The sequence below is a fragment of the Trichodesmium erythraeum IMS101 genome, assembly GCF_000014265.1.
In the GTDB taxonomy this organism is placed as follows: domain Bacteria; phylum Cyanobacteriota; class Cyanobacteriia; order Cyanobacteriales; family Microcoleaceae; genus Trichodesmium; species Trichodesmium erythraeum.
In genome coordinates this window covers 594,953-620,001 of the sequence record NC_008312.1, presented here as the reverse complement: position 1 = coordinate 620,001, position 25,049 = coordinate 594,953, and the positions used below count along the sequence as shown (strand labels likewise).

13 protein-coding genes and 1 pseudogene are annotated in these 25,049 nt (G+C 41.4%); 7 read left to right on the top strand and 7 right to left on the bottom strand.

What is annotated here, in order from left to right; translation table 11 throughout:
* Nucleotides 1–1,910: 1,910 nt before the first annotated feature.
* Both TERY_RS32060 and TERY_RS35970 read left to right on the top strand, forming a co-directional pair.
* A complete protein-coding gene (locus TERY_RS32060) occupies nucleotides 1,911–7,520 on the top strand; it encodes a hypothetical protein (RefSeq protein WP_052845738.1) in 5,610 nt (1,869 codons plus the stop codon).
* Nucleotides 7,521–8,535: 1,015 nt separating this feature from the next.
* Nucleotides 8,536–8,838 carry a reverse transcriptase N-terminal domain-containing protein gene (locus TERY_RS35970; protein WP_071820540.1) on the top strand — a complete coding sequence of 101 codons (303 nt, stop codon included), beginning with the start codon at nucleotides 8,536–8,538 and terminating at the stop codon, nucleotides 8,836–8,838.
* 84 nt (nucleotides 8,839–8,922) lie between these two features.
* Here TERY_RS35970 and TERY_RS35965 read toward each other — a convergent pair.
* Nucleotides 8,923–10,202, bottom strand: a pseudogene (locus TERY_RS35965) (transposase).
* A 195-nt stretch (nucleotides 10,203–10,397) separates the two neighbouring features.
* Between TERY_RS35965 and msrA the strand changes: the two are divergent.
* Complete coding sequence (msrA, locus tag TERY_RS01835; protein WP_011610258.1) at nucleotides 10,398–10,931, top strand: peptide-methionine (S)-S-oxide reductase MsrA; 534 nt, start codon at nucleotides 10,398–10,400, stop codon at nucleotides 10,929–10,931.
* A 438-nt stretch (nucleotides 10,932–11,369) separates the two neighbouring features.
* On the opposite strand, the gene TERY_RS24630 is transcribed toward msrA, so the two are convergent.
* Both TERY_RS24630 and TERY_RS01825 read right to left on the bottom strand, forming a co-directional pair.
* Complete coding sequence (locus TERY_RS24630; protein ID WP_011610257.1) at nucleotides 11,370–11,765, bottom strand: IS200/IS605 family accessory protein TnpB-related protein; 396 nt, start codon at nucleotides 11,763–11,765, stop codon at nucleotides 11,370–11,372.
* Nucleotides 11,766–12,375: 610 nt separating this feature from the next.
* Nucleotides 12,376–13,128, bottom strand: coding sequence for a dienelactone hydrolase family protein (locus TERY_RS01825; protein ID WP_011610256.1), 753 nt, complete (start codon nucleotides 13,126–13,128; stop codon nucleotides 12,376–12,378).
* A gap of 245 nt (nucleotides 13,129–13,373) precedes the next feature.
* On the opposite strand from TERY_RS01825, the gene TERY_RS01820 reads away from it, so the two are divergent.
* Nucleotides 13,374–13,604 carry a hypothetical protein gene (locus TERY_RS01820; RefSeq protein ID WP_011610255.1) on the top strand — a complete coding sequence of 77 codons (231 nt, stop codon included), beginning with the start codon at nucleotides 13,374–13,376 and terminating at the stop codon, nucleotides 13,602–13,604.
* Between the two features lie 713 nt (nucleotides 13,605–14,317).
* On the opposite strand, the gene TERY_RS01810 is transcribed toward TERY_RS01820, so the two are convergent.
* Complete coding sequence (locus TERY_RS01810; protein WP_011610253.1) at nucleotides 14,318–16,168, bottom strand: hypothetical protein; 1,851 nt, start codon at nucleotides 16,166–16,168, stop codon at nucleotides 14,318–14,320.
* A 203-nt stretch (nucleotides 16,169–16,371) separates the two neighbouring features.
* Between TERY_RS01810 and TERY_RS32050 the strand changes: the two genes are divergently transcribed.
* Nucleotides 16,372–16,536, top strand: coding sequence for a hypothetical protein (locus tag TERY_RS32050; RefSeq protein ID WP_155994229.1), 165 nt, complete (start codon nucleotides 16,372–16,374; stop codon nucleotides 16,534–16,536).
* Between the two features lie 344 nt (nucleotides 16,537–16,880).
* Here TERY_RS32050 and TERY_RS01805 read toward each other — a convergent pair whose 3' ends face one another.
* From TERY_RS01805 to TERY_RS24625, 3 genes are all read right to left on the bottom strand, one after another.
* Nucleotides 16,881–19,697 (bottom strand): DUF4347 domain-containing protein, encoded by a 2,817-nt coding sequence (locus TERY_RS01805; RefSeq protein WP_011610251.1) that lies wholly within the window; start codon nucleotides 19,695–19,697, stop codon nucleotides 16,881–16,883.
* A 526-nt stretch (nucleotides 19,698–20,223) separates the two neighbouring features.
* A complete protein-coding gene (locus TERY_RS01800; protein ID WP_011610250.1) occupies nucleotides 20,224–20,634 on the bottom strand; it encodes a hypothetical protein in 411 nt (136 codons plus the stop codon).
* 721 nt (nucleotides 20,635–21,355) lie between these two features.
* Nucleotides 21,356–22,444, bottom strand: coding sequence for a sigma-70 family RNA polymerase sigma factor (locus TERY_RS24625; protein ID WP_011610249.1), 1,089 nt, complete (start codon nucleotides 22,442–22,444; stop codon nucleotides 21,356–21,358).
* 747 nt (nucleotides 22,445–23,191) lie between these two features.
* On the opposite strand from TERY_RS24625, the gene TERY_RS01790 reads away from it, so the two are divergent.
* Nucleotides 23,192–24,463, top strand: coding sequence for a WD40 repeat domain-containing protein (locus tag TERY_RS01790; RefSeq protein ID WP_011610248.1), 1,272 nt, complete (start codon nucleotides 23,192–23,194; stop codon nucleotides 24,461–24,463).
* 122 nt (nucleotides 24,464–24,585) lie between these two features.
* A complete protein-coding gene (locus tag TERY_RS01785; RefSeq protein WP_011610247.1) occupies nucleotides 24,586–24,978 on the top strand; it encodes a hypothetical protein in 393 nt (130 codons plus the stop codon).
* Nucleotides 24,979–25,049: the final 71 nt, after the last annotated feature.

The following is a 25,049-nucleotide window of genomic DNA, read 5'->3' as shown; positions in this document are numbered from 1 at the left end:
CTATATTTTTTGACATTTTATTAAACTTATCTTGATACTCTCCGGTTAAATCAAGGGCTTGTTGCGTATCAAAGGTTAGACATTAAGAGCTGGGAACTAATAGCCCATGGACCTTCAGACTAAACCTAAGCGATGAAAGTTACTCTGCATCCTTTAATATAGAAATTTAACCTGTATAACTATGCTTAGTTATCCTCAGTTGAAGACTTGCCTGACTTATATAGGAGTTTGTTTGCAATCACGAATCACACTTACTTGACAATGGCCTATATTTTTAGACGTGTCACTCCACTAAAAGTTTTGCTATCACCGACAAAAAAACTTAATGTAGCAACATCTTATCCAATCGACATTTCAATTTTTGGGCCATGTATAGTAACATGACAAGGAAATGTCTTTTAATTTATTGGTTAGCCTCTAGGGTCGTAGCTTTATTTTTTGTCTCCTTTATGGAAAGCATGATCTACAACTGAAGTCAGAGGCCAGAAAATACAAAATTTCCTTTTTTCTCCCCTTTAAATGTTAAGCTATTAACTTTATTTATTAGTCAAATGGTAAGTTCATCAGTAAAGCTAGTCCAAGGAACAAATGAAAAACTAGTGCAATAACTTACCATAGCTATTTATCTATTTCAGGGTCAGACGCTGTGTCATGGTTAATAAATTTCTGTTTATCTGTTCATCTATCTGAAAGTGAGTGTTGAGATAGGTATTAGTCCCTAAAGAGAATACTCTAGAGCCTTTTCCTGGTTCCGCCTTACCTCTAAAACTATTACCTGTCTATTTTGTAACTTTTTAACTTGTTCTGTTTTTAGTTCTTCTAGTCATTGAGGTGTGATAGAACCTGCTAATTTTTTTTCTTCATTCATATAAAGTAGTTTTCAACAGGGTAGTTTTCAATATGTATATGGTCTTCTCAAGGAAGTAATTTCAGGATTCGGACTTAATAAAATTTAGGCTAAGTTCATTAAGTAGTTGATGTGTAAGTGGACGGATACAGACACAAATATAGGAAAAAAAGGGGTAGATTCTCAAAAGCTTGTTGTTGGTTACTGAAGTTGGTGATTAACCAAAAAGGTGCCAAGGTAGTAATGTCCAATGAGTGAGTCATTTCAGTTAAAGTAATGCGCTCTGGCATATTGACATATTATTTTCTGTACATCTTTTTTTATAGACTATACTTTGAGTTGAAAATTGTAAATACCTGAGCAAGTAGTGGCATCTCAGTACTGGCCAGTCAAGTCAGAGGCCGGGAAACCATAATTTTATTTTAGTCCCCTCCCTGATAGCGCAAAAAACTGTAGCACATTCAACGATTAACTTGAGAGCTTATTTCTTGATCATTAGTGTAAATTCAGGGTTTCAAGTTCAAAATCAAATTTTCAATTAAATCTTTTTATTTCCTAACTAGGGAACTTTATAAAAAGTTGAACGTCTCTGTAATAATTTTTATTATCTAATTTACTAGTTAAATATTTTTTTTACGGTTATTTTTTTATACCTTTCAGTTTTGTATTTTGAATTTTTTTATATCAAGAAAAGTTAAGAGTATTGAATGGGGTTGATGTAAATAGTAAATAAACTATTAGGAGTAAGAATAATAAGAATATGGAATGAAAGCTGATGTTTTTATATTCAGGATACTGCTATATAAAGTTGGTTGTAAAGCATAATTAGTTTTTGAGTTTCTAGATAGAGCATCTATTTTAATTTCAGTTAAGTTGGAATAATTTAAAGGTTTTACTTAACAAAAAAAATTTAGGTGTACAGATAAAAAGTATTGGGCCACTAAAATTTGTTGTAACTCATTAGATTTGCATAGTACTTGAATAGATAGATCACAAAATTTTTATTCTCAAAACTGAAGTTCTCACTTATAATCTTGTAAAAATTACTTTTTTGAGAAAAGAAATGGAAGATTTTTTAGATCAAATTGTTTTTCCAGATACTTCTTCTTTCCAAAGCACTCCTATTAACACTCTTGTACCTGGAGAATCAATAACTGTACCAGGTTTTGAGTTAGTTAATGGGCCCCCAATTGCTGATCCCTCTCTATTTATAGAAGTCCCAATTCCAATAATACCAGGTTCACCTGGTCCTGTTGGTCCTGCAGGTCCAAGTGGTGCCCCTGGTCCTGTGGGTCCTATCGGTCCAAGTGGTGCCCCTGGTCCTGTGGGTCCTGTAGGTCCAATAGGTCCTGTGGGTCCGGCTGGAGCTGATGGTGTTCCTGGTCTTGCTGGTCCTGTAGGTCCAGCTGGAGCTGATGGTGTTCCTGGTCTCACTGGTCCTATTGGTCCTATTGGTCCAAGTGGTGCCCCTGGTCCTGTAGGTCCTGTAGGTCCAACTGGAGCTCCTGGTCCCGCTGGTCCTGTAGGTCCAGCTGGAGCTGATGGTGTTCCTGGTCTTGCTGGTCCAGCTGGTCCAATAGGTCCTGTAGGTCCGGCTGGAGCTGATGGTGTTCCTGGTCTTACTGGTCCCATTGGTCCTATAGGTCCAAGTGGTGCCCCTGGTCCTGTAGGTCCAATAGGTCCTGTAGGTCCGGCTGGAGCTGATGGTGTTCCTGGTCTTGCTGGTCCTGTAGGTCCTGTAGGTCCTGTAGGTCCAACTGGAGCTCCTGGTCCCGCTGGTCCTGTAGGTCCTGTAGGTCCTGTAGGTCCGGCTGGAGCTGATGGTGTTCCTGGTCTTGCTGGTCCTGTAGGTCCTGTAGGTCCTGTAGGTCCAACTGGAGCTCCTGGTCCCGCTGGTCTTGCTGGTCCAGCTGGTCCAATAGGTCCTGTAGGTCCGGCTGGAGCTGATGGTGTTCCTGGTCTTACTGGTCCCATTGGTCCTATAGGTCCAAGTGGAGCCCCTGGTCCCGCTGGTCCAATAGGTCCTGTAGGTCCAGCTGGAGCTGATGGTGTTCCTGGTCTTGCTGGTCCTGTAGGTCCTGTAGGTCCTGTAGGTCCTGTAGGTCCTGTAGGTCCTGTAGGTCCTATAGGTCTAACTGGAGCCCCTGGTCCGGCTGGTCCAATAGGTCCTGTGGGTCCGGCTGGAGCTGATGGTGTTCCTGGTCTTACTGGTCCCATTGGTCCTATAGGTCCAAGTGGTGCCCCTGGTCCGGCTGGTCCAATAGGTCCTGTGGGTCCGGCTGGAGCTGATGGTGTTCCTGGCCTTGCTGGTCCTGTAGGTCCTGTAGGTCCTGTAGGTCCGGCTGGAGCTGATGGTGTTCCTGGTCTTGCTGGTCCTGTAGGTCCTATAGGTCCTGTAGGTCCTGTAGGTCCAACTGGAGCTCCTGGTCCCGCTGGTCCTGTAGGTCCAATAGGTCCTGTAGGTCCAGCTGGAGCTGATGGTGTTCCTGGTCTTGCTGGTCCTGTAGGTCCTGTAGGTCCAACTGGAGCTCCTGGTCCCGCTGGTCCTGTAGGTCCAATAGGTCCTGTGGGTCCGGCTGGAGCTGATGGTGTTCCTGGTCTTGCTGGTCCTGCTGGAGCTCCTGGTCCCGCTGGTCCTGTAGGTCCTGTAGGTCCAACTGGAGCTCCTGGTCCCGCTGGTCCCGCTGGTCCAATAGGTCCTGTGGGTTCGGCTGGAGCTGATGGTGTTCCTGGTCTTACTGGTCCTATTGGTCCTATAGGTCCAAGTGGTGCCCCTGGTCCGGCTGGTCCAATAGGTCCTGTAGGTCCGGCTGGAGCTGATGGTGTTCCTGGTCTTGCTGGTCCTGCTGGAGCTTCTGGTCCCGCTGGTCCTGTAGGTCCAATAGGTCCTGTAGGTCCAGCTGGAGCTGATGGTGTTCCTGGTCTTGCTGGTCCTGTAGGTCCTGTAGGTCCAACTGGAGCTCCTGGTCCTGTAGGTCCAATAGGTCCTGTGGGTCCGGCTGGAGCTGATGGTGTTCCTGGTCTTGCTGGTCCTGCTGGAGCTCCTGGTCCCGCTGGTCCAATAGGTCCTGTGGGTCCGGCTGGAACTGATGGTGTTCCTGGTCTTGCTGGTCCTGTAGGTCCTGTAGGTCCAAGTGGAGCCCCTGGTCCGGCTGGTCCAATAGGTCCTGTGGGTCCAACTGGAGCTCCTGGTCCCGCTGGTCCAATAGGTCCTGTAGGTCCCGCTGGTCCCGCTGGTGGTCCCGCTGGTCCCGCTGGTCCAATAGGTCCTGTAGGTCCCGCTGGTCCCGCTGGTCCAATAGGTCCTGTGGGTCCGGCTGGATCTGATGGTGTTCCTGGTCTTACTGGTCCCATTGGTCCTATAGGTCCAAGTGGTGCCCCTGGTCCTGTAGGTCCAATAGGTCCTGTAGGTTCGGCTGGAGCTGATGGTGTTCCTGGTCTTGCTGGTCCTGCTGGAGCTCCTGGTCCCGCTGGTCCAATAGGTCCTGTAGGTCCGGCTGGAGCTGATGGTGTTCCTGGTCTTACTGGTCCCATTGGTCCTATAGGTCCAAGTGGTGCCCCTGGTCCTGTAGGTCCTGTAGGTCCTGTAGGTCCAACTGGTGCTCCTGGTCCTGTGGGTCCTGTAGGTCCTGTAGGTCCTATAGGTCTAACTGGAGCCCCTGGTCCGGCTGGTCCAATAGGCCCTGTAGGTCCAGCTGGAGCTGATGGTGTTCCTGGTCTTGCTGGTCCTGTAGGTCCTGTAGGTCCTGTAGGTCCTACTGGAGCTCCTGGTCCCGCTGGTCCGGCTGGTCCAATAGGTCCTGTAGGTCCGGCTGGAGCTGATGGTGTTCCTGGTCTTACTGGTCCCATTGGTCCTATAGGTCCAAGTGGTGCCCCTGGTCCTGTAGGTCCAATAGGTCCTGTGGGTCCGGCTGGAGCTGATGGTGTTCCTGGTCTTGCTGGTCCTGTAGGTCCTGTAGGTCCTGTAGGTCCTGTAGGTCCTACTGGAGCTCCTGGTCCCGCTGGTCCGGCTGGTCCAATAGGTCCTGTAGGTCCAGCTGGAGCTGATGGTGTTCCTGGTCTTACTGGTCCCATTGGTCCTATAGGTCCAAGTGGTGCCCCTGGTCCCGCTGGTCCTGTAGGTCCAATAGGTCCTGTGGGTCCGGCTGGAGCTGATGGTGTTCCTGGTCTTGCTGGTCCTGTAGGTCCTGTAGGTCCAACTGGTGCTCCTGGTCCTGTGGGTCCTGTAGGTCCTGTAGGTCCTATAGGTCTAACTGGAGCCCCTGGTCCGGCTGGTCCAATAGGTCCTGTAGGTCCAGCTGGAGCTGATGGTGTTCCTGGTCTTGCTGGTCCTGTAGGTCCTGTAGGTCCTGTAGGTCCTACTGGAGCTCCTGGTCCCGCTGGTCCGGCTGGTCCAATAGGTCCTGTAGGTCCGGCTGGAGCTGATGGTGTTCCTGGTCTTACTGGTCCCATTGGTCCTATAGGTCCAAGTGGTGCCCCTGGTCCTGTAGGTCCAATAGGTCCTGTGGGTCCGGCTGGAGCTGATGGTGTTCCTGGTCTTGCTGGTCCTGTAGGTCCTGTAGGTCCTGTAGGTCCTGTAGGTCCTGTAGGTCCTACTGGAGCTCCTGGTCCCGCTGGTCCGGCTGGTCCAATAGGTCCTGTAGGTCCAGCTGGAGCTGATGGTGTTCCTGGTCTTACTGGTCCCATTGGTCCTATAGGTCCAAGTGGTGCCCCTGGTCCCGCTGGTCCTGTAGGTCCAATAGGTCCTGTGGGTCCGGCTGGAGCTGATGGTGTTCCTGGTCTTGCTGGTCCTGTAGGTCCTGTAGGTCCAACTGGTGCTCCTGGTCCTGTGGGTCCTGTAGGTCCTGTAGGTCCTATAGGTCTAACTGGAGCCCCTGGTCCGGCTGGTCCAATAGGTCCTGTGGGTCCGGCTGGAGCTGATGGTGTTCCTGGTCTTACTGGTCCCATTGGTCCTATAGGTCCAAGTGGAGCCCCTGGTCCAGCTGGTCCAATAGGTCCTGTGGGTCCGGCTGGAGCTGATGGTGTTCCTGGTCTTGCTGGTCCTGTAGGTCCTGTAGGTCCTGCTGGAGCTCCTGGTCCAGCTGGTCCAATAGGTCCTGTAGGTCCCGCTGGAGCTGATGGTGTTCCTGGTCTTGCTGGTCCTGCTGGAGCTCCTGGTCCCGCTGGTCCTGTAGGTCCGATAGGTCCTGTGGGTCCGGCTGGAGCTGATGGTGTTCCTGGTCTTGCTGGTCCTGTAGGTCCAATAGGTCCTGTAGGTCCTGTAGGTCCTGTAGGTTCTGCTGGAGCTGATGGTGTTCCTGGTCTTGCTGGTCCTGCTGGTCCTGTAGGTCCAATAGGTCCTGTAGGTCCGGCTGGAGCTGATGGTGTTCCTGGTCTTGCTGGTCCTGCTGGTCCAATAGGTCCTGTAGGTCCAACTGGAGCTCCTGGTCCCATTGGTCCTATAGGTCCAAGTGGTGCCCCTGGTCCTGTAGGTCCCATAGGTCCTGTGGGTCCGGCTGGAGCTGATGGTATTCCTGGTCTTGCTGGTCCTGTAGGTCCTGTAGGTCCTGTAGGTCCAACTGGAGCTCCTGGTCCCATTGGTCCTATAGGTCCAAGTGGTGCCCCTGGTCCTGTAGGTCCAATAGGTCCTGTGGGTCCGGCTGGAGCTGATGGTGTTCCTGGTCTTGCTGGTCCTGCTGGAGCTCCTGGTCCCGCTGGTCCAATAGGTCCTGTAGGTCCTGCTGGAGCTGATGGTGTTCCTGGTCTTACTGGTCCCATTGGTCCTATAGGTCCAAGTGGTGCCCCTGGTCCTGTAGGTCCTGTAGGTCCTGTAGGTCCAACTGGAGCTCCTGGTCCTGTAGGTCCAATAGGTCCTGTGGGTCCGGCTGGAGCTGATGGTGTTCCTGGTCTTGCTGGTCCTGCTGGAGCTCCTGGTCCCGCTGGTCCAATAGGTCCTGTAGGTCCTGCTGGAGCTCCTGGTCCCGCTGGTCCAATAGGTCCTGTAGGTCCTATAGGCCCAAGTGGTGCCCCTGGTCCTGTAGGTCCTGTAGGTCCGGCTGGAGCTGATGGTGCTCCTGGTTTTACTGGTCCTGTAGGTCCTGTAGGTCCGGCTGGTCCTATTGGTGCCACTGGTCCTGTAGGTCCGGCTGGAGCTGATGGTGCTCCTGGTTTTACTGGTCCTGTAGGTCCTGTAGGTCCGGCTGGTCCTATTGGTGCCACTGGTCCTGTAGGTCCAACTGGTCCCGTAGGTCCAGCTGGTCCTGTAGGTCCAACTGGTCCTATCGGTCCTGGAATCCCAACATTGCCTATCGGGTATATAATTGCTGGAGACAACTCTCCCACAGACTTTATAACTGGAGAAATAGTTTTGTGGCCTGGCCTATCTGTGCCACCTGGTTTCTTCTCTCTTGAAGGTCAAGTATTGCCAATTACTGGTAATAATGAGTTGTTTAATATCGTGGGTAATCAGTATGGAGGAGATGGAGTTAACAACTTCGTACTGCCTAATTTAGTTGGAATTAGTCCAGTAGGTCGTCAGTTGAATCAAATAGAAGATTCGGTTACAGGTCAACTTTTTGTTGAATTCCCTAGCGGTAGCGGTCAATTCATAAACGCGGACGATTTTCCAGGAATAGCTGGAGGAAATACTCCTTTGGGTCAGAATTTAAATAACAACATTGTTGTACCAGCTTAATTCTTAACCTTACTGGGAAGGTAAAACTGGTATGACACGAAATTCAATAGCTAAAATCTGATAAGTAATTTAAATCTATTACTGATCACAAAAAACTAAACATTTAACCTTGCAGGTTACTAAAACTTGCAAGGTTAAATGTTTAGCTAAAAAATTGGCATTTTATTCAATTTCTGTAAATTGTTAGAAGGATTATATGTGTAGTGAATTTAAAATCAATTACCATTGCTAATTTATCTAAAGTAAATCTAAAAACTTTGCTTATTGACTTGATCTCGTGTGACTCGCTGGCCACTAAGCCTTTAATTAGGATATAAATGACTGTTCCAAATCAACACATGAGGACAACCTCAACTGGAGAATAACCCTTATTACCTTATAACTGCAATTCCTATCGCCTTGTTGTCAGGTTGACAGCGTAGGCCACGGGGTAGAAACTGAATATTAACCCCCAAAGCTGTTCTAAATACAGGACAGTAACAGTTATCAGAAACGATAATGATAGCAGAGACTGACAAGTTGATAAACAGAAAGGTAATCAAACTTCTGTCATGTGGAAATATTCCAAAGGTAGCTATGGAGTGTAGGGCGAAAAGGGTCAATGAATAATCTTATGTGCTAGAGATTCATACCGAACCCTCTCGGAGAATTTACCCCACGCCCACCAGTCGCAATAAAAGAATAAAGGAACGAGGAAACGCCTCCCTCGACACCTAAATATATTGATCGAGAACAAAAGTGCGCAATTGTTGATCAATCTAAACAATGGTTGTAGGTTTTAGAAGGAGTAGGATTGGCTAAAAAGCAGTAATGCTGAGGTAATCAGTATTAGACGCAATTAATGGTAACTATTAGGAATTAATAAAGCTAAAAACTTAAAATAAAATTGAATAACACAAAACTCTTTCTAAGTGTAGTATGAGATACTTATGATATATCCAGTCAAGCCAGTGTCAACCCAAACATTAAATGGAGAGACATTAACTGGAAGAGGGTAGAAAAATATGTATTTAAGTTGCAAAAGTTAATTTACATAGGATCCAGCCGTGGCGATATCCCCAGCGTGCATAATTACCAAAAACTTCTGAGCAAGAGTTATTATGCAAGATTTCTAGCTATTAGAGGTGTGACCCAAGACAACCAAGGTAAGAAAACTGCTGGAATTGATGGCATTAAGAATTTGCCCCTCATGCCAAGATTTAACTTGGTATATCTTCTAAAATCGCATTTTATGAAAGCAAGCCCTACCTGCAAAGTCACCGATAGCAAAACCAAGACGAAAAGAAACATGCCCATTAGGCATACCAACAATATATGATAGAGAACTTCAAACACTAGTTAAGTTAGGTAGGTCACAGCTAGTGGGAAGCACTTTTTGAACCTAGTGGAACTTATACAACTTTTAAACCAAAATATAGCCCAAACTTTTTCTGTGAGAGGCAAAAACCAATAGTATTATTATTCAACCAATCAAAAAAAACGGTGCATACATAGCTGTACAAAAAGCTTTATCAGCATCAGTAAATGTTTTCAAAGATTTATTCCCCTATTGCCTTTGTCTTTCTCCAGTTAGCTTATGCTAAGTGATAAAAGTATAAGCACTTGCATACTAAGATAAAATCGCTATCTTGTATCTATTTATCTCTTACTTGATATTCTTTTAATCCCAACTATCATAAGCGTCTCTCAGTAAAAAACCTCTATCCAGTTTCTGTTTAAGTAGGTATTTACTATCCATTCAGATGTCATTTTTGACCTGTCAACATTGGTAATAAAATAATCAATTTATGTTGCCTTTTCTATAGAACTAGCATTCATAGCGATAGGGAAAGTTCTTTCTCCTTGAAGGGGTGAAACTGAACCTTTAAATGTGCTAAACCAAACTTTTTTTAGTTTTTCTACACTTAATATCACTCGCTCAAAGTCCTATTTTGGTATGGTTTTACCTAATTCATCATTCATCTCTTCTAGTTTCTATTTCTTGAGATGATTTTTGTTTAACTACTATTTTTCGATTTTTGACCATACCTCCGCGCATATTTTAATTCCCAGTCTTTGAGTTTTTTCAAAAATCTTGTATTATTGCTAAAGGCAGAATCAATTAAGACTATTACTAAACAATAAGCTCTGGTCAAAGTAGAGTCTATTTATACTATTCCTTAATCCTGCTTTTTCTGAAATAATTTGTTATCTTTGACCTGTGGTAAAAAGCTTGAATGTTGATCTAATTTAATGTTATTAAGGAAACTTTTTTTGTCATCAGCCATAATGGGTTGTTACGGTTGCCATCCCATTATCTTTTTTACTCATTTCTCCAATGTATTGTCGCCCTACTCCAGGTGTAAAATTACCACTTTTTCAGTGTCCAGAATCGTCTAAAATTAGGCTAAATCCTTTCTTGAATTTAGTTTGAGAAGGTTTATTCATTCTTTTTAGGAGAGGTTGATTTATTTGAGTACTCTCCCAAGGAGAATATGGAGTGAAATGATTTAGCCAATTATAAACTACTCCAATAGAGTTATTGGCCATTTGCCATATATTTTTCCTTTAATTCTCTCCTAGTCATTCACCTAGATAATGGCGGAATCCTATTTTTTGAGGTGGATTTTTCTAACAATTATCAAACTGTTGGCACCTCCTTTAAAAGTAAGGAGGCATATCATTAGGGGTTGTTTGTCTTATCTTCAGAAAGCTTTGAGGTAAAACTCTTATTTAACAAACATTATAGCCTAATTTAACTCATGAAGTTGTGTAAGTCCCACTAACAATTTTTTCAACAAAGGCTGATAACTATCTTGATCTAAAACCTATTGCTCTGTAATCAGTTTACAATGAATATTGAATAGAGTTTAATACCAAAGTTTGGAGATGACAATAATGTTAGATACAATAGTATTAGGTGGTGGATGCTTCTGGTGCGTAGAATCTGTCTTTTTATCTGTGGTGGGAGTAAAAGAAGTAGAATCTGGTTATGCTGGAGGAAATACTAAAAATCCTGACTATAGGTCTATATGTTCTGGAAAAACTGGTCATGCTGAGGTTGTCAAAGTTTCCTTTGACACTGAGAAAATATCACTGAGTCAAATCTTAGAAATATTTTTTGCAACTCACGACCCCACAACACCCAATAGACAAGGAAATGATGTTGGTACTCAGTATCGTTCAGTTGTTATGTGTCATTCCCAAGAACAAAAAGACATTGCTCAAGAAGTAATTTCGACCTTGGGTAATAATGGAACATTTGAAAATCCCATTGTAACTGAAGTAGTTGATTTGAAGGATTATTATAGAGCTGAGGAATATCATCAAAACTATTTTAACAAGAATCCTTATCAACCTTATTGTGTATTTTCAATTCCGCCAAAATTACAAAAACTCAAGAAATATTTCCCAGATCAAGTATCTGCCTAAATACAGCTATTCGCCTAATAGGTTGTAATGTTTTATCTAAGGGGGTTTGCTCTCATTACCTAACCAAAAATAGGATTGATATGACCAAACCCCTAGAGTTTTTTTCACAAATCATTTAGGATTATTATAGTTATTTCATCTTAGGGAAAAACGATTACTACAAAGCTTTGAGAAAAGTCTAACAGGACTTATAGCAGTTTTCTCATGGTAGACAACTGTAAGGGTCTTCCTAGAAGAGTTTTTGTTCAAAGAAGTGTGTTCTCAATTTGCTCTTAACTGTACGAAAAAAAACTGTAGAAAATCCTAACAGCTTTTATCTTGATATTAGATTAACCAATACAGGCTCTACCGCATAACTCACTATTCCCTCGGCAGTAAATGCCTCTGGGAATTTATTGTCTTAAATTTGAAGACTGCCATTGATATCGGCATTAATGACTATACCAGTTGCACTCCTGAATAAACAACGTTTGACTCGTTTACTTCCATAAGTTTCATATTTAATTGGTGGCTGTTGGTCAAGTGCAGAAGTTTGACTGGTGTAACAATATCCGTTTCAATGACTTTTATCCCAGCTAGTTGACATTTATAAGTTATCTGTTGAATTAGCTTATAGGGGGGTATTTGGGTAAAGTTTTGATGTTTTTTTTTACCGATGTTTGCATCTTGTTTCCAATTATCATTTTTGCCTATGACTACAGTACCAATATTATTTGTGCTTAAATACTCAACCACTAAGAAACTGGTATTATGCAGATAATTCTCCACAAAACGATTTCGGTGATAGGTTAACCCTTCAATCTTATGGCTAGTTTTTTTCTGGTCTTTGAGCACACTTTGGTACTTAGCTTTACCCTTGTGTTTTATAGTTAATTGACACTTTTTAGTGGCTTCCCATTCACAAGCAGTGGTTTGACACCAGGCTTATTTGTAGCTAGAGCAACTAATCTATCAATCTCTAAATTTATTCTTTCTACTACGTAGACTCTATCCGTTGTTTTTCCGTTTTGTAGGGGAAAAATACCATTAAACTTTACTAAAAATGGCGCTTGGTGGGTAAGTCCTCATTTACATAGATACAGTAGATCAAAAGACTCCATGGATTAAGTATTGCTAGCTATTGTACCCACAGTCAGAATAGTTGAAAAAAACCGTTTAACTACCTTCGGCTGGAGATTTTGCGATTTTTATTAGGGCTGAAGTTCAGTTAAATGTTCGAGACTACTATCCTGACAGACTACTTTGCTACCCAGATGAAACCCAAAGACTCTCCCTGGCAATGAAAGAATTACTTTATTCTGCGTAAGTCTTAACTAATATAATTCTGGAGATATCTCCAAAAACCACCCACATGAGCCCTGAAACTTAGTTTTTTCCTAGGTGTCTATTCTTAAAAATAAGGATTTATCCTAAAAACTGAGGGCTCCCGGGGGTAACTCCTAATCTATTTATTACCATTATTTTTAAACACACTATTAAAAAAAGGTGTGATTTCAGACCAAGCTTTAGTCGTTGCAACAGAGTCATAACGATAACCATCATCACGCATGAAAGTATGCTCTGCTTCATATAAGAAAATTTTGTGAGTTACACCAGTTTGCTCTAGAGTTTGAATCATAGTTTGGCGATCGCTTTCTGGTGTATGAGGATCTTTACTACCAAAAACAATAAGTATCTCACCTTTAATTTCACTGACTCGTTTAATAGTATCAGCAACTCCTTTACCTAACTTGCCACTAGGAATGCCGGTGGGATAACAACACACTGTAGCTTTAATCTCTTTTTCAAAAGCAGCCCGGAAGGCTAAATGGCCACCAATACAAAAACCCATAGCTCCTATTTGATCCGCGGCAACAGAACTTTCTGCTTTGAGAAATTCAATAACAGCTTGGGTATCTGCATCATACTCAGATACTGCTGTTCGACGTGCATTATCATTACCCCGCATCCGCCCTAAGTCATCTGGCTCAATAACAAGACCTATTGACTCTGTTCGATGAAATATTTCTGGGGCAGCAACTACATAACCATATCCTGCTAAATAGTTAGCTAGACGAATTATTGGGCCTCCTAGCTGATAGATGTCGCTGTAAAATATAATACCTGGGTAAGTTCCTGGTGGTTTAGGGGTTGCCACATATACACGCATTAAACTGTCATCAACTGTTAAATTAATGTTACGTTTAGTAATTTGCACCTATTACCTCCATTGTTACACCCAATAATTTTTCTAATAGACTAGCTTAACTTATTGGATGCTTATTATGAAGGTTTCTTAAAATTGATTTTACAATAACTTTTATCATACTAGCAAAAATAGCAAAAAAAGTTTCTACAAGAAAGTTCAGTAATTTCTGTTACAAAAGCTGCTTATACCAATTTTAAAAAAGAATGTTATAAAGAACGAAAGCGATCGTATAATAGGTAAGTTTTTCTCAGAGTATGGAACTGGCAACGGTTGGTATTTATGAGAGTTTATGTTCTACTAGAGCAAATTTATCTCAAGTTGTCATGTTTGCAGTAGTGCCTTTAATATTACCGGAGATGGTAGGATATACCCTTGATATTTTTGCTCCGAATGTGCGGGCGGCTTCAATTTTAGGTAGTGAAATTGATACAGGTAAACGGGTTAATTTAATCAGGACTTACACGGGTACGCTATATGTAGCTTAATGTCATACTGAATTATCAATACTATAATTAGTTTTTTTAAGAAAGGTTATTTAACTTGAACTACTATTGGTTTTTTGAATAAAAATAGTTAGGCGATCGCTAAGGCTAATCTCCCCTAAGCCCTAAAGCTATAGTGAAAATTGTCAAAATTGTCATGCACTACATAGCGCCTTTGCATAAGTCCTGTTTGAATTTAATTATACCTATATATTGCGGGGTAATATTCTGAAAATGGGATTTTATCAAACAAATTTCTATCAAAAAACTATGCCATTTTCTACAGGTATTCACCGTTATTTTGCTGTTAATGATAAGAGTAAATTAGAGTTTTATTTACCTTCCAATAAGTATAATTTCAAAGAAAAAAAAACTGTTAATACTTTTTTTTTGAGGGTTTGATTTTAACTCTGAATAAATTGATTAGGCGTTTATTAATTTGGCAAAACAGTCAGCTATAATTACTGATAAAAGTCGCAATTTAAAGTTGACTATTAATTATGATAGTAATTACTCAAATTTAGTTTTTTTGGATTCTAAAATGTAAAGTTTTTTTATTGTTTATAACGTTTAACTGTTCCTCGGAATGCGATGAATACTGGTCAATATTTATTAATTGCTGAACTTGGTATAACTATGGAATTAGTAATTAGTACGATAACAAACTTGGGTTAGTTGAAAATTTAACTTTTTTAGGGGAAATTCATAAATTGCCTCTACTTACTAAGGCGAAACATGACTGTAAAATTATTATCATTTACGATAATTTCATTTCCAAAAGGGTCATCAGCATAATTATGTTTCTGATTTTGCCAATTCAAAGATAGGGTCGGACTGTTATATTTATTTTTCAGTTTCCAAGTTACACTGGCACCATAGGGAGAGGAATTAGAAGTTTTATCAATTGGTGCAACAAAGCTAGAGAAAGTAACTGTTGGGAGCGGACGAATACTCAACTTTAGCAATAAGCGATCTTCAAAAGAATTGGGTATAACTTTAGCCCAAGAGTAGGTAACACCAAAAGTAACTGTTTTGAGCGGACGAATACTCAACTCTAGCAATAAGCGGTTTTCAAAAGAATTGGGTATAACATTACCAAAATAGTAGGTGACACCAACAGAACCTTTTATCCAATTCAAACGAGCTCTGGCAGCAAGTGCGCTAGCAGGTGAATTGCTGACAACACTACCAATTTTAGTATCCCGATCAATAGCATAATTAAAGAATGTTGACAAGGTAAAATTAGCATTTTTACTAATCCGAAATGTTTTGGTAGCATTGCCAAAAATTTGGCTGTAATAATCCCGATCTGGATTAATATAACCGATGCCACCAGTGCGAAACTTCCAACCATTTACTGTACTAATAGTATAGTCAAAACCCAGGTAAAACTTAATTTTTTCAGAGGCAATGGCACCAGTATAATAACGGAAAAGATCTTGAGGACCAGTCCAGTTTCCGGCAAAGCTCAGATGGGGATAGTAACTTGTTTTCTCCTGATAAATACTTTCCTGAACGAGGTTAGCATCTTGTTCTAAAAATTGGAGATAAACTTGAACATAGAAATTACGGAGGTTGGGAGTGGAAAATGTGTCTTGACTAACTGTGGAAAATGTGTCTTGATTAATTGCAGAGGTGAAATCTACATTACTACCTTCCCCACCTTCACTGCCAGAACTGGTGGTCGCTACTTGTGGACTTGTGGGGTCATAGAATGTACGGCCTTGGTTAATACTACGGTCAATAATGGGGGAAAGACCTAACCAAATACTATGATAACTTCCTTTGGGAACTTGACTTAAGCTGGTGATATCAGGTGTTAAACTTTTGGCTCTACCTACTCCAGCGGAATAGATGGTATAACTGTTGCCGGGTAAACGAGTATTGTTAGGGGCTAAAAATAAATGGCGGTTGATCCTGGAGTTGACAGGATTTTCACTGCCTTTTAAGTCGGGAATGATATCGGGTAAAAATTGCGCCACCCCTTGAATGGTTGTATTTAACCCCTGGTTTTCATCGTCAAAAAATACAAAACCCTGAATTGTGCGCCCGAGAACTGCTTCTGTATCGTTAGCTTTGACAACTTGACGAATTCGTGAGTTTATGGTGAAAGCTGTATAATTGTTTTCTTCTTTCCGCTCAATTTGAGTTTTTTGAGATTGAGTGTTTCCAGGAAAAGCACCGGCATTGGGAAAATACAACTCTAGTCCTATAGGTTGAGTGCTTGTTCCTGCTTGAAAACCGGGGCGCTCCATGAAGGCTAAGGTTTCTGGTTTCACAATTTCCCCTGCTTGAGAAGTTTGTGAGATGCGGGTGGGTACTAAAAAATCTGAATCTATGCTATTGCGATCTGTAATTATACTAGGGGTATAGCTACATTTTTGGTCGTTGGGAGTATCTGGAAAAATACAATCTGCTGTTAAACTCATGGAAATTTCTAACCCGGTCAGACTTTTGGGTTCAATTGTTCTGGTAGTAACTTTTCTATCTAGGGAAACACTTCGCAGTTGTAAATAACTGGCCTTTTGATCTACGGTATAAATATTATCGCGGGTTAAGCTTTCCATAACTCTACCGTTAAGTTTAAAGATACCATTTAAAATAATGTCATTGTTGGCAGTATTGGCAAAAGCTTGGGAACTACTAAACTGCCATTTTGTGAGGTGACTGATAAGGATATCGTTGAGGGGTAAACTTGTAGTGATAGGGCTAATTTTTTTATCGGCAGCGATATTTGGCGGGATAATATAATTTGGGTCTGAGGGTGTGGTTGAATTTTTCGTTTTTTTTTAATGAAGGTGGTGTGGGGCTGGCTTCGGATGCTAATTTTTTTGATGGGGGTTTGAGGTCTGTTGCTGAGGTAGACCATTTGGGAATTTCTGCTAATACTGGAGTTAAATATGCTGTAGTTAGAATAGTGGAAATGATAGCATAGCTAAGTGTTAGGGTAGGGGTGAATTGGGAAAAGGTGCTCATTATCCTAGATGAGGCTTTGGTAGCATTGGTTATAATTAGGGCTGGCTGAAGAAATTCAAAAAACTTGGATCTTTAAGTCAAGGATATATTTGCTGCAACGATGTACAAAAAAGTGGAGCAATATGGGCAGACACCAGAAAATTTTGAATGGCTGTTCAAATATGTCTCAAAAAAATTAACTAGTTAATAATGTGTTCTTGACATCCTCCCGGCGCTGCTCTTAGGAGACAGCGCGGGATTTCCTAGCATTAAAGACTTTCTCAGCAGGCCCTAAATATTTGAGATAAAACAGTTCACTAGCTACTAGATAAATACGCTGCCGTCGTTAATATCCGCCGCATTAACCCCCAACACAATAGCCAATTCTTCTCCAGTAGCAGTGACTTCAATTAAACTAGAAGAACCCCTTGGGAAAATCTGCAATTGGCCAAAACTCAGACTGCCCTCTAACTTGATTTTATCTGTACCGACCGCGAAATTGTAGATGCTATCGCGTTCCTGGCCCTCCCCTAAGACAAAGGTATCAATACCGTCACTGCCGTAAAGTCTGTCCATGCCAGGTCCGCCATTAAGCTCGTCGTCTCCGCCTTGACCATAAAGTAAGTCGTTGCCGTCTCCTCCGAGTAAAATGTCGTTGCCGGTGCCACCGTAAAGCCTGTCTGGACCAGCATCACCGTTAAGTTGGTCGTCGCCGCTGTCACCTTTAACGATGTCTTTGTCTTCTCCTCCAGATATGATATCGTTACCGGTACCACCATAAAGCCTGTCCCGACCATCATCGCCGTTGAGTTGGTCGTCACCGCTGTCACCTTTAACGATATCGCTGTCTGCTCCTCCAGATATGATATCGTTACCGCCTTTGCCGTACAACTTGTCGCGCCCTTCTAAACCGTAGATGGAATCAGCGGCAGCGGTGCCTCGGAGGATGTCGTTGCCGCTGTTACCGTCAAAAAGGTCGTTAACGTTAATCGTTAATTCCTTCTGATAAGTTTCTCCTGCTGCATCGGTGGTTTCAACTCTGATGCTGTAACTCGGTTTGTTTTCGTAGTCGGGGGAACTTTTAATTGTTAGTTCGTCTCCGCTGATGTTGAAGGTTCCGTTGTCGGTGTCTCCGGCACCTGAGACTAAACTGTAGGTAAAGGTATCTCCAGTATCGGGGTCTGTGCTGGAGAGATTGCCTATCGGGGTATTCGCTGCTACGTTTTCGTCGATGGTGTTGTTGCTGAGGGCGATATCCGTGGGAGGGGAGTTAGTATCGTCCGAGAACTTCACCACCAAACCATTCCTGTCCCCATTAGAGGTAAAATCATTGTCCCCATCGCCGTCAATGTCAATGTTGCCATTAAAATCACTCACCATCAAGACATTGCCGCTGCTGTCTGTGGTTATGGTGTAGGCGTTGTGTAGATTATGTTTAACCCAGACCAAATTGCCATTGCTGTCGTACTTGGCTGTAAAAGTATGGTTACCATTACCATTAGAGGTAAAATCATTGTTCCCATCGCCGTCGATGTCAACGTCACCACTAAAATTACCCACCACCAAGACATTGCCGCTGCTGTCTGTGGTCAGGCTCCTAACAACCCCACCAAGGCTACTGCCGAACTGTTTAGCCCAGACCAAATTGCCATTGCTGTCTAACTTGGCTACATAACCATCGATGTCGCTAATTGAGGTAAAATCATTGTTCCCATCGCCGTCGATGTCAATGTAGCTATTAAAAAGACCCCCCACCAAGACATTGCCGTTGCTGTCTGTGGTTATGCTATTAATATAGTCAGCACGGATACTGCCGAACTGTTTAGCCCAGACAAAATTGCCATTGCTGTCGAACTTGGCTACATAACTATCCGCCTCCCCATTAGAGGTAAAATTATTGTTCCCATCATCGTCGATATCAATGTTGCCCTTAAAACCACCCGCCACCAAGACATTGTCACTGCTGTCTATGGTTATGGCACCAGAAGAGTTACCATTGCTACCGCCAATACGTTTAGCCCAGACCAAATTGCCATTGCTGTCAAACTTAGCTACATAAGAATCGTTGCTGCCATCATTATTAGAGGTAAAATCATTGTTCCCATCGCCGTCGATGTCAATGTTGCCCTTAAAAGTACCCGCCACCAAGGCATTGCCACTGCTGTCTGTGATTATGCCAGAAATATAGTTACCTGTAGTGACGCTACCGCCGATCTGTTTAGCCCAGACCAAATTGCCATTGCTGTCTAACTTAGCCGCAAAAGCATCATTATTAGAGGAATCATTATTAGAGGAAAAATCATTGTTTCCATCGCCGTCGATATCAATGTTGCCACCAAAACCACCCGCCACCAAGACATTGCCGCTGCTGTCTGTGGTTATCGTTTTAATATCCTCAGAACCCCTACCGCCGATCTGTTTAGCCCAGATCCAATTGCCATTGCTGTCGAACTTGGCTACATAAGCATCCCGGGTGCTGCTATCCTTATTAGAGGTAAAATCATTGTTCCCGTCGCCATCGATATCAATATTGTCATCAAAAACACCCGCCACCAAAACATTGCCGATGCTATCTGTGGTTATGCGATAAACATAGGTCAAACCTTGACCGCCGATATGTTTAGCCCATTCAAATTGCAGTTCAAGAGTATCAGAGTAGCTAGCCATCGCTTCTACTTGCAATGCCAGAGAGGGTTTGGTTTGGCCCGTCCTCACCTCCAACTCCCAGTTCCCCCCTTTAACTGCCGCCCCAGTCAAAGACTTAGAAGCCGCTATCTCAGCCCCCGTCAACCGATGCAACTTATCAATAAACTCTTCTCCCCCATCCCCGGCAGCGACGTTACAACCATAGAGCAGAAGGTTGTCCAGTTGCCATTGTTGTAGTTGGGGCTCATAGCCTTTGAGAGTATCCAAACTCAATTGGCTATTTCCCAGATACAGACAACCAGGAGAACCGTGGGAGATAATATGAAGAGTATCCGTTTCTGGATGTTTTTGGAGGATATCCCCTATCTGTTGGATACCGTCAGTGTCGCCGCCGAGGAGAAAAGGTTTAACTCCGGGAATGACTCCGTTTAATAATTGCTGGTAGTTCTCTACACTAGCATCTATTATTACTATACTTTTTGTGTTTAGTTTCATAGTTTTTTTGTAGGAAATAGGTTAATAGATAAATGCTTGCCTGATATTGAAATATTAGGACTTACCCAAAGACACTTATTGTAGTACAAATACAACAGTGCTTTCCATTGTTAGATATAATCCGGTTATATAGCCATCCTAAATCATTTGTGAAAACCAGTAGTTTTCAAGAAAAATAGCTCCAAGCCTTGCTCCTTTTGCTTTCTGCCTTCAGCTAAACCTTATATAAGATAGGCAGCAACGGTATCTTGGAGGATATCTTTGCCGCTGTTACCATCAAAAAGGTCATTAAAGTTAATCGTTAATTCCTTTAAGTAAGTCTATCCTGGCTCATTGATAGTGCATCTTGGCAGTTTTATCAGATATTTGCATTACAGGTTAGTCTTTTCGTGTAATTCCTGTCCTAGTCGAGTAGAAGTCGAAGAGAAACCGATGAACCGTTCCGAGAAACCTAGGATCATTTACATAAATTTTTTATTTTCTATAAAGAATCACTTCTATTCCTGGTTCATCTTCGAGAGGTCTACTAGTCAACTAAAGAGTTTCCGTCAGTAGTACCAAGGTTTACACTAAAAGGGTCAGCCGAAAAAGTATTAGTCATGTCAGTCCCCCGAGCGCTATCTTCAGTAGATGTAGCATTGAAACCGTTAGCATCACCCACAGCAGTGAACTCCTGTGTACCAGCAGTACCTAAAGACCAAGCAGAGTTCTGTACACCACTACCAGCCTCGTAGTTAAAAGCAGCAGAAGAAGCATTTTCCTTACCTACCGCAGCAGACACAGCTACGCCTGTAACTTTACCATCACTATCAACGGTAAAAGCTGCAGAACCTGCAGTACCACCTTCACCAGCACGAGCTACAGTAGCAAGTCCCAAAGCACTGCAAACAACTAGCCCACTAACTACAACAAAACGAGAAATGATTGAACTCTTCATTATTTTCAACTCCATTTTTGATAAAAATTTTCTTGCTCTATATTAATGACTGTTTTAGGTAAGAAATTGTGAATTTTTTTTTTGAGAGTTGAGAGAGAAGAAACTTCAGCGTTTTCCCGACGAGATGCTGTGCCAATGGGAATAGATTTAATCTCATTTACCTGAAAGTCTTATTTTCCCATAGCAAAGTTCCCTTGACTCTATATTAGGCCAAAGGTATTCTGTAAGCGAGCTTTTGATGGCAAATAGCGATCGCTCTACATTTCTAGTTAGGAAATGAGCACAATAAATCTAACAGCAGTCCAAACCAACTACCAGCTGTGATTAAACCGTTGATAAATTTTAGCCAAAGGTATCCTAGAGGCCTGCTTTTGACCACAAATAGCGATCGCTCTACATTTCTAGTTAGGAAATGAGCACAATAAATCTAACAGCAGTCCAAACCAACTACCAGCTGTGATTAAACCGTTGATAAATTTTAGCCAAAGGTATCCTAGAGGCCTGCTTTTGACCACAAATAGCGATCGCTCTACATTTCTAGTTAGGAAATGAGCACAATAAATCTAACAGCAGTCCAAACCAACTAGCAGCTGTGATTAAACCGTTGATAAATTTTAGCCAAAGGTATCCTAGAGGCCTGCTTTTGACCACAAATAGCGATCGCTCAACTATGAACTTAAGAGTGGCTCAACAACAATGGCTTTAGCTGCGAAAAAGCCCACTAGCAGCAGTCTTTATATACCAGTTTTGCTGCTGAAGGCCCTAGGAAATTCTCCATTATTAACCAATTCAACTGTTTTTCTAAAGCTTTTAGTTCCCCCTTGCCAAAATTGTATAAATAATGTGGTTGAGCCTCTATCACTTTGTGGGTGAGCCATTTGAGCCGTTTCTTATATTTTTGGGTTAGCAGGATGCGGACTCCACTTATATTCATCCTGCCCCTCAGCAATGCCAGTCCTATATTTGTGCATCTACTAAGTAGACCACATTTTTGTTGTTTCTCACCCTTGGGCTTTTTATTCTCTACCCTAAGTAATTTCAACAATACAGATAGAGCAAAGAGCTGCTGTCCTCCATTGCCAAAAGTCTCTATTTCCCGTAACTCCTCCTCAACCGTGGCCTCAACTAAAATAGGCTCACTTTTCTCTTCAGATAAAATAGTCTCTTGGGGTATCTCAGCAGTAACAATTTCTGTATCCAACTCTTGAGGTTGGGAACTTTCTATTTTTTGATTCTCCACAATAACTATTTCTTCTTGTTTTTCGTACTCTTTCTGGCGCCTTTTTTCCAAAATAGCCCGCCCCCGGGAAATACGCTTACGGACATTAGAGTCAGAAATATTCAACTCTGCAGCTATTTCTTGAGAAGAGAATTGTTTCTGATAAAGGAGAACAAAAGTTTCTCGTAGTCTCTTTGGCAAATCATCAATGGCCAAGTTACAAAAATCTTTTAGTTCTTCGTAGGCAACAACAAAAAATGGATCTCCTCCTTGAGTGCTCCCATCAGCGCCAGAAATAACCAAGTCTAGATCCTCAACCCCTTGATTATATCGAGCAGACTCCTTCAGTAGATCCATACAAAGGTTATAGGTTAGTTTAGCCAGCCAAGGTTTTAAGTTCTCAATTCTTCTGGAAGACTGTTGTATTTTTTCCCTAGCCTTGAGCATGGCCATACTTAAAGCATCCTCAGCATTTGTAGAATTACCTCCCATCCATTTGACACAGCAACGGTAGAGATACTCTTGATGCTTTTGCCATTCTAGCCAAAATAGTGAATCAATATTTCTAGTTGTTTTCTGTTCGTTTAACATTACAAAAAATTATTGTTAGATACACTAGTTTTTTTTAAAATTGCCAGACTTTCTGATTTTTAAAGTAGCTTAATAATACTTGATTTTTCCCTAAAAAACAAGAGCAGTTGAGGGTCAATTTTTGACTAAATTTAGTTGATTTTTCTAGTAGATGTATATCAACTGAACCATTACTGAATTTCAACTGAACCATTACTGAACTTTAACTGAACCATTACTGAACTTGTCTCAATACATGGAATATGATCAGCATATTTTTATGAATTGAACCTAACTATTTATTAGAGACTATTTGTTAAAAAAAAAGCTAAATAGGGCTTACTGAATAAGTCTTATGGGTGAGAGTAGAATTCAGAACTTAGGAGTTAGGTAGAGACCCTCCATACAAGCTTTTTAGGTCAGAGCGAAGTTATAATTTACTGAAAAATTGGGTTTCAAGCCTCGCCCATAAGCGGGTTAATTTTTAGTTTATTTTTTTTCCACTGGTTATGTTTATGTGATTATGCTTTTTAGTTTCAAAGTCATTCTATGAAAGCAAGATTTAAGTACTGTATATATCCAAATTAGGACAAAAACACCGATTAGCAAGGTGACCTAGGTTGTGTCCGTGTTGTCTGGAATGATAGTCTAGCTTGCCCTGGTGCTTGAGCATCAAATTGCCCTCTCCATAGTCCAATAGATTTTTTTCCCAAATATACTTAAAGAGGCTAAAATTAACCTCAATAAAGAAAGTAAAAGGATAAAATTATGGGTTGGCCGCGTTCTTTACAATTGTCTGAACAAGGGTTGGAAATTATTAAAAATAATATTGCAAGAATAAAAAAAAATAATCCAAGTTGGAATGATTTAGATTGGCTTGAAAAAGCTACTAATCACATTGATAATAAAGCACGGGTTACTTCTGTATCAACATTGAAGCGATTTAAGAGCAAAAAGCCAATCGAAGTTAAAGGTTACATTGCCTTATGCCAAGCTATTGATATTGATTGGAGAAAAGTAACTGATTGGAAGTCGTTGGGAATAGATCAATATGAGTTTGTCTCAAATCCTTGGGAAAATACATTACTTGAAAATGAATATACTCTCACAGGTCATGCAAATAGTGTTGGCAGTATAGCTCTGAGTCCAAATGGAAACACTCTTGCTAGCGGGAGTTATGACGGAGAAATAAAAATTTGGGATTTACAGAAACGAAAAGTGAAATGTTCATTAAAAGCTCATGAAAAAGATGTTTCATGTCTTGTTTTCAGTTCAGAGGAAGAATTAATTAGTGGCAGTTATGACGAAAAAATAAAAATTTGGAATTTACAGACGCAAGAAGTTAAATGGACTTTGCATCAAAAAGAATTGGGGTCTAATCCTTATGCTATTGAATCTATGTCTCTGAGTCCAAATGGAGAGTATTTATTTATTAATTCCTATGAGAGTGAGCAAATTAAGGTTTGGTCTTTGCCTAAAGAAATAAAACAAGTAGGTTGTTTGTCTAAGCATAAAGATGGAGTTATGTGTTTAGCTATGAGCCCAAATGGTGGCATGCTAGTTAGCGGGGGAAAAGATGGCAAGGTTTATTCTTGGGGAGTACCTTCTAAAGATAATCAACCTCATCAGTACTATGAAGATTGGATATCTTTTCCAGAATCAGAAAGTTTAGAACAACATTCAGATTGGGTAACTTCTCTAGCAATTAGTCCAAATAATGAAGTTGTGGCTAGTGGAGGGAAAGATGGTGAGATTTATCTTTGGAATCTCAATTCGGGAACTTTCATAAAAAAGTTAGAGAAACATTCAAAAGCAGTTCTTTCATTGGCTTTTAGTCCAGATAGTCAAACTCTGGCTAGTGCTAGTTACAGTCAGACTATTAAGATTCATAATTGGCGTGAAAGCAATGTTATACAAACTTTGGAGACATATCCAAATTATACTCAGTGCCTTGTATTTAGTCAACATTCTCAAAGATTACTTAGTAGCAATAGCCAAGGAAATATTTGTACTTGGAAACCTTCGAGTATTAATCAGTAATAGATTAATAAAAAAATCAGCTCTAAAGCCTTGCCATAAGGGGGAATTTTTCGTTGATTTTATTGCCATAAATATGTTATCATAAATCTTACTTAAAAACTCAATTTATTAAATATAGCTTAATGAATAATATTTCAAATGTTAAACTTATTATAACTCTGATACATATTGATTCAAATAGACTAGAGACAGAAACAATAAAGCTTTTGAAACAAATGAAACAGCTAAAACTTTTGAATGTGATTGAAAAAGTAAAACGCATTCTTGAGCCTGAATCAAATTCATCTGAACCAAATAAAGGGGGAGGTTACTTACCAGGAATTATAGAGCTAGAATTAGAAGCAGAAGAAGAGAGAATCACTCGGTCAATGAGTTTAGTAGATGAAAAAACAAATGGAAAGTATAAAGTACAATTTTTCAGAGAAGATGGTACTTTAATTTTTCAAGCAGAAAGACAAAATTGTTCTGATAAAGAGTTTTATACTTTACTACATGAAGTTAAGAATATGATCTAAAATCTGGATTAACAGATATGGAAGGAAGACGTGCTTTATTAATTTGAATAATAACATTTTGTGAAGAATTA

Bases quoted from the DNA above. Each gene is read 5' to 3' on its own strand.
- TERY_RS01790 (WP_011610248.1), top strand. From the start codon at position 23,192: ATGGGTTGGCCGCGTTCTTTACAATTGTCTGAACAAGGGTTGGAAATT.
- TERY_RS01810 (WP_011610253.1), bottom strand. From the start codon at position 16,168: ATGGAAAGCTTAACCCGCGATAATATTTATACCGTAGATCAAAAGGCC.
- TERY_RS01820 (WP_011610255.1), top strand. From the start codon at position 13,374: ATGGAACTGGCAACGGTTGGTATTTATGAGAGTTTATGTTCTACTAGA.
- TERY_RS24625 (WP_011610249.1), bottom strand. From the start codon at position 22,444: ATGTTAAACGAACAGAAAACAACTAGAAATATTGATTCACTATTTTGG.
- TERY_RS32060 (WP_052845738.1), top strand. From the start codon at position 1,911: ATGGAAGATTTTTTAGATCAAATTGTTTTTCCAGATACTTCTTCTTTC.
- msrA (WP_011610258.1), top strand. From the start codon at position 10,398: ATGTTAGATACAATAGTATTAGGTGGTGGATGCTTCTGGTGCGTAGAA.
- TERY_RS01785 (WP_011610247.1), top strand. From the start codon at position 24,586: ATGAATAATATTTCAAATGTTAAACTTATTATAACTCTGATACATATT.
- TERY_RS01805 (WP_011610251.1), bottom strand. From the start codon at position 19,697: ATGAAACTAAACACAAAAAGTATAGTAATAATAGATGCTAGTGTAGAG.
- TERY_RS01800 (WP_011610250.1), bottom strand. From the start codon at position 20,634: ATGAAGAGTTCAATCATTTCTCGTTTTGTTGTAGTTAGTGGGCTAGTT.